Source organism: Brevundimonas sp. MYb52 (assembly GCF_002979535.1).
GTDB lineage: Bacteria > Pseudomonadota > Alphaproteobacteria > Caulobacterales > Caulobacteraceae > Brevundimonas.
Map to the genome: position 1 here is coordinate 1 of NZ_PCPB01000029.1, position 5,990 is coordinate 5,990.

At 68.1% G+C, this 5,990-nt stretch carries 4 protein-coding genes; 2 read left to right on the forward strand and 2 right to left on the reverse strand.

Annotated elements, in window-relative coordinates; all coding sequences use genetic code 11:
* Positions 1-227 precede the first annotated feature (227 nt).
* Entirely contained in the window at positions 228-1,796 is a 1,569-nt protein-coding gene (locus CQ039_RS16395; protein WP_105563598.1) for a PAS domain-containing hybrid sensor histidine kinase/response regulator, read from the forward strand.
* A gap of 312 nt (positions 1,797-2,108) precedes the next feature.
* Positions 2,109-3,431 (forward strand): hemolysin family protein, encoded by a 1,323-nt coding sequence (locus tag CQ039_RS16400; protein ID WP_199183674.1) that lies wholly within the window; start codon positions 2,109-2,111, stop codon positions 3,429-3,431.
* Positions 3,432-3,710: 279 nt separating this feature from the next.
* On the opposite strand, the gene CQ039_RS16405 is transcribed toward CQ039_RS16400, so the two are convergent.
* Positions 3,711-5,357: an amino acid ABC transporter ATP-binding/permease protein gene (locus tag CQ039_RS16405; protein WP_233190229.1), complete on the reverse strand. Its 1,647-nt coding sequence runs from the start codon at positions 5,355-5,357 to the stop codon at positions 3,711-3,713.
* 11 nt (positions 5,358-5,368) lie between these two features.
* A partial coding sequence (locus tag CQ039_RS16410; protein WP_146113548.1) for an ATP-binding cassette domain-containing protein occupies positions 5,369-5,990 on the reverse strand: 622 nt, incomplete at its 5' end.

Consider the following 5,990-nt stretch of genomic DNA (forward strand, 5'->3'; position numbering starts at 1 on the left):
GCAAGCGCGGCGGGCCAAGTAAAGCGTAACAAGGCGGCCTCCCGGAGCAATCCGGGGGGCCGTTTTGCCGTTGGGGCTTTTGCGGGACAGGGGCAGGACCCATCGGGGGGCGAGATTTGATCTGAAACAAAACTCGCGGCATTTTGCCGATAGAGCATTGAAAATCATCGATATTAACGAAAGCGAGGTGATGTCGGGCCATGCCTTCTCTGTGAAAAGGGAAACTCATGACTGACATCGACTGGCCGCGCCGCGCGGGCCTGTCCGGGGCGCTGGACGAAGCGGCGATCGTGGCCATTACGGATCGCGCGGGCCAGATTCTGTACTGCAACCAAAAGTTCGCCGATGTCAGCGGCTATAGCTGCGATGAGTTGGTAGGCCAGAACCACAGGCTGGTGAATTCGGGCCACCACCCCCGTGAGTTTTTCAAGGACCTCTACCGGACGATCTCGGGCGGAGCCGTGTGGCGCGGCACCATCCAGAACCGCAACAAGAACGGCGAACTCTACTGGGTCGACACGACCATCGTGCCCAATCCGGGCGCGGACGGCCGACCCGAGACCTATACCGCGATCCGCTTCGAGGATTCCGACCACGTCCGCGCCTTGAAGGCCCTGGAGGTCGCCCAGGACGAGGCGAGGCGTGCGGCCCAGGTTCGCGACCGCTTCTTCGCCAACATCAGCCACGAGGTTCGCACGCCGCTGAACGCCGTGCTGGGCCTGGCCTCGGCCCTGGCGCACACGACCCTCACCGAGCGTCAGACGCAGATGCTGTCGCTGATCACCGGCGCCGGGGACGCCTTGCGCCGCGTGCTGGACGACATGCTGGACCTGTCCAAGATGCAGGCGGGGGAGTTTCGCTTGGCTCCCGCGCCCTTTGACCTCCGTGCGGACATCGCGGCCGTGGTCGAGATGCGGACGGCGACCGCTGAACAGGCCGACGTGGCGCTGGCGATCACCTTCTCCGACGCGGCGAGGGGGCGGGTCATGGGAGACGGCGTCCGCATTACGCAGATCGTCTCCAATCTGGTGTCCAACGCGGTCAAGTTTACGCCGGCCGGGACGGTGGAGGTGCGCGTGGATCTGGCGTCGGACGGGGGCGGCGATCGCCTGCGGATCGAGGTCGAGGATACCGGCATCGGTTTTGATCCCGAAGCCGCTGCCCGCCTGTTCAAGCCCTTTGTTCAGGCGGACGACACGATCTCACGTGAGTTCGGCGGCACCGGCCTGGGCCTGTCGATCTGCCGATCCTTGGCCGAACTGATGGGAGGCGAGATTTCGGCCCGTTCGACGCCGGGCGTGGGCAGCCTGTTCACGGTCGTCCTGCCCATCGTGAAGCTGGATGAGGCGTCCGAGGCCCACAGCGCCGATGTGGGCGAGGAGATCGGGGCCCAGCGAATCTTGCTGGTCGAGGATAATCCGGCCAATCAGATGGTCGTTCGCTGTCTTCTTGAGCCGCTGGGCTTTGAGGTGGTTGCGGCGGACAATGGCCGCGAGGGGGTGGATCGGTTCCAGGGCGGGCGCTTCGACATGATCCTGATGGACATGCAGATGCCGGTCATGGACGGGCTGACCGCCATCGGTCTGATCCGCGCCCATGAGGCGATACACTGCCAGGACCGGACGCCCATCGTCATGCTCACGGCCAATACGACCGAGGCCCATCACCGGCGGGCCATGCTGGCCGGGGCCGACGCCCTGGTGGCCAAGCCCGTTACGCTGGAGATCCTGCTTGAGGGCCTCGATCGCGGCCTGACTGCCGCAGAGAACTGGCGGCTGGCCGCCCGCGCCGGCTGAGCCGGTCTTGCATGGGAACCTGCGCTGTCCCAATGACGTTGGCTTTCGACGTTAATCTTTGGGTAACCATAAATGCGCCGCGCCATCAGACTGGGATTGTTCATCGGCACCCTCATCGGGATGAGCGCCTGCGCGAGCGTTCCAAGCCACGACGACCGACCCTCGTCGGGCGTCTATGGGTCCGTCGGGGTCGGCCGAACCGGGTGAAGCCGCGCGCCGATGCATGAATGACTGGCGCGGCGGGGCGATCAGCCTTACTATTGCCACGCGGACGCCGGTTGTCGCGCCGCGCCGCGGGTTTCTCCCCTTTCGATGTTGACCATCGCTATCGTCGTCGTGCTGCTGCTTGTGGTGCTGAACGGCCTTTTCGCCATGACCGAGCTTGCGGTCGTTTCATCGCGTAAATCCAAGCTACAAAGCCGTGCCGAACGCGGGGATCGCGGGGCGCGTGCCGCCCTCAAGCTGTCGGAGGAGCCGACACAGTTCCTGTCGGCGGTTCAGGTCGGCATCACCCTGATCGGCATTCTGGCGGGCGCCTATGGTCAGGCGACCATCGCGGGCGAGTTGGACCGCATCCTGGAAACCAACTTCCCGGCCTTTGCGCCCTATTCCGAGATCGCCTCGACGGCCCTGGTGGTCGTGCTGATCACCTATGTCTCGCTGATCGTCGGCGAACTGGTGCCCAAGCGCCTGGCCCTGATCTTCCCCGAGACCATCGCCTCGAAAATGGCGGCGCCGATCTCGACCATGGCCCTGGCGATGAAGCCCTTCGTCCTGCTGTTGACGGCCTCGACCTCGGGCATCCTCAAGGTCATGGGCGTCAAGGATCGCGACGGTTCGGACGTCACCCAGGAAGAGGTGCAGAGCATCCTGGCCGAGGGCACTTCGGCCGGCCTGATCGAGCCGGAAGAGCAGGAGATGATCGAGGAAATCCTGCGCCTGGGCGACCGTGCCGTGCGCGTGGCCATGACGCCGCGCCACGAGGTCTTCTGGATCGCCCTGGACGACCCCGAGGAAGTGCTGCGCGAGGAAATCCGCACCTGCCCCTATTCACGGATTGTCGTGGCGCGTGAAAGCGATGTCGATAATCCCCTGGGCGTGGTCCACAAGAAGGACCTGCTGGACGCCCTGCTGACCGACGGTTCCTACGACATCGAGAAGCTGGTGGCTGAGCCCGCCTTCATCCCGCAGTCGACCTCGGTGCTGAAGGCGCTGGAGATCCTGAAGGGCTCCAAGGTCCACATGGCCTTTGTCGTCGATGAATACGGCGCCTTTGAAGGCGTGGTCACGGCCACCGACCTGCTGGAAATGATCGCTGGCGATTTCAACGAGAGCCACGACGAGCAGGACCTGTCGATCCGCAAGCGCGAGGACGGGTCCTGGGCCGTGGACGGTCAGGCCGACCTGGATGAACTGGGTGACGAACTGGGCGAAGACTTCGGCGAGCACGAAAGCTTCCACACGGTCGCCGGTCTGGTGCTGCACCACCTGTCGCGTCTGCCGCACGAAGGCGAGATCCTGCAACTGGGTCGGTTCGAGGTCGAGGTGATCGACATGGATGATCGCCGGATCGACAAGCTGCTGTTCCGCGCGATTATTCCGGGACAGGGGAAGAGCCCGACAGACACCGACTGACTCGTCGAGCCACGGCTCCCGCAAAAATGACAAAGCGCACGTCCGTCCAGCGGGCGTGCGCCTTTTTCTTGGCCGGTTGCTGCCGTCAGTTCTTGGGCTTGTCGCCCATGTTGCTCCACACCGAGGCGAAGCCGAGGGCGGCCATGAAGACCAGGAAGGCCGAAACAATGGCGGCGATAACGGGAACGACGTCTGCGGGCATGGGGTATCTCCTTTGATCCCAGCAAAGCCGTTTGCGAACGCCTTCGCCTTGACGGAGATCAAAGGGATGAGAAGGGATCAGGCCGTCGTGGGGGTCTTTCTCGGCGCCATCTGAACCGCGCCGGACGACGACAGCCCCGTCACGGTCAGATGCTGCTGGCACAGGGCCAGAGGGGCGGGGCGGTGGCTGACCAGGATCAGGCCCTGGCCGGTTCGCGCCAGACGCGCCGCCAGTCGTTCTAGCACGCGCGCCTCGGTGACGGCGTCCAGACCCTCGGTCGGCTCGTCCAGCACCAGCCAGGGGGCGGGGCGCAGGTAGGCGCGGGCCAGACCCAGACGACGGCGCTCGCCGCCCGACAGCCGCGCGCCGTTCTCGCCCAGAGGCGCGTTCAGACCGGCGGGCGCGGCGCGGACGCGGTCCGCCAGATCGGCGTCTTCCAGCGCGGCCCACAGGGCGTCGTCGTCGGCGCTCGGCAGGGCCAGTTTCAGGTTCTCGCGGACGCTTCCCGCCAGAAGGACGGCCTGCTGCGGGGCATAGGCGAACAGGGCGCGTGCGGCGTCGGGGGCGGTTGCGGCGGCGTCGATCTCGCCCAGCCTCGCCTCGCCGGGCAGGGGCGCGCGCAGATGCATCCAGCGCTCGATCAGGGTGGTCTTGCCGGCCCCCGACGGGCCGGTCACGGCCAGGCGCTGCGGCGGCGTCAGCGACAGGTCGGCGGAGGGCAGGCCGAGGACCGGGCTGGCCGGCGCGGCCGAGGCGGCGGGCGCGGTTTCCAGCAGTTCGCCCAGCCGCTCCACCGCCGCCTCGACCGCGCCGTTGTGCCTGAAGGCGGTCAGCAGGGCGCCGGCGCTCTCGACCGTGGTGACGGCGGCCAGAATGGCCAGGGCGATCAGGGGCGGGGAGGCGGCGCCTGCCGTGGCCATGACGCCGATCACGGCCAGAGCCATGGCCGCCGACTGGGTCAGCATGATCCAGCCGCCGGCCGAGGCCAGACGCTCGGTCGCGCGCTCCAGCTCCGCGCCGCGTTCAGCCAGCCGGTCCACGGCCCAGGGCTTGACGCCATAGGCCTGAAGTTCGGGTGCGGCGGCGGCGAGGGCGGCGAACTGGGTCTTCAGATCGCCCGACGCGGCCTGGACCGCGCGGCCCGCCGGTTCAGCCAGCCAGCGTCCGACCAGGGCGGCGGCGATGACGCCGAGCAGCGCGGCGGCGGCGATGGCGACGGCGGTCGTCCAGCCGGTCAGCAGGGCCAGGCCCAGCCCGGCGATTAGACCGGCGGCGGCGCCCCAGGGCGCGGACATCCGCACGAAGCGGTTCTGGATGGCGTCGACGTCCTGCATCATCCGCGACGAGGCCTCGCCGCCGGCCAGAGCCAGGGCGCGGGTCGCGGGACCGCGCGCGATCCCCTCGAACAACTGGGGACGCAGCGCCGCCAGAGCCTTCAGCGCCGCGTCGTGGCCGGTGATCCGCTCGGCGTAGCGCGATCCGGTCCTGACGATGGCGAAGAAGCGGATCAGGGCGCTGGGCACCATGAAGTTGAAGCTGTGGGCCGCGGCGGCGCCCGCCAGCCCGGCCAGGGCCGAGGCGGTGATGAACCAGCCGGACACGCCCAGCAGCAGGACAGCGGCGGCGGACACTAGGGCGGCGGTGACGGCGGCGACCAGCAGGCGCCCACCCTGTTGTCGTTCCTGCGCCCGGATCAGGGTCTTGAGGCGCGCGACGCCGGTCATGCGGGAAAGGCTCAAAGTCGCACCACGACGTCGGCCAGATCGGCGACGGCCTCGGAATGGGTAGCGATCAGGGTGGTGCGGCCCTCGGCGGCGGCGCGGATGATCGGCAGCAGGGCGGCCTCGGACGCGGCGTCCAGATTGGCCATGGGCTCGTCCAGCAGCAGGAGGGGCGCGGGCTTGAGGAAGGCACGGGCCAGGCCCAGCCGCCGCCGCTCGCCGCCCGACAGTCCGCCGCCGCGTTCGTCGATGACGCGGTTCAGGTCGCCGGTGAAGCCCGCGCGGGCTGCGGCCTCCATGACGCGCGACGACGGCGCGGCGCGCCAGGCCAGGGCGATGTTCTCGGCCAGGGTTCCGGGCACGACGACCGGCGCCTGGCCGGCGAAGGCGATCCAGGCGGTCAGGTCGGGGTGGTCGGACAGGCGCACGTCGCCGACCTCGACCTCGCCGCCGCTCAAGGGGGACAGGCCGAGGAAGAGGTGCAGCAGGCTGCTCTTGCCCGAGCCGCTGGCGCCGAGCAGGGCCACAGTTGCGCCGGGCGCGATGTCGAGATTGAACCCGGTCAGAACGGGCGCGCCCGCTTCATAGGCGATGGCGACGTCGCGGAAGGCGATGGCCGGGGCGATGACGGGGACC

Coding starts and splice junctions, on each gene's coding strand:
- CQ039_RS16395 (WP_105563598.1), top strand. CDS start 228: ATGACTGACATCGACTGGCCGCGCCGCGCGGGCCTGTCCGGGGCGCTG.
- CQ039_RS16400 (WP_199183674.1), top strand. CDS start 2,109: ATGTTGACCATCGCTATCGTCGTCGTGCTGCTGCTTGTGGTGCTGAAC.
- CQ039_RS16405 (WP_233190229.1), bottom strand. CDS start 5,357: ATGACCGGCGTCGCGCGCCTCAAGACCCTGATCCGGGCGCAGGAACGA.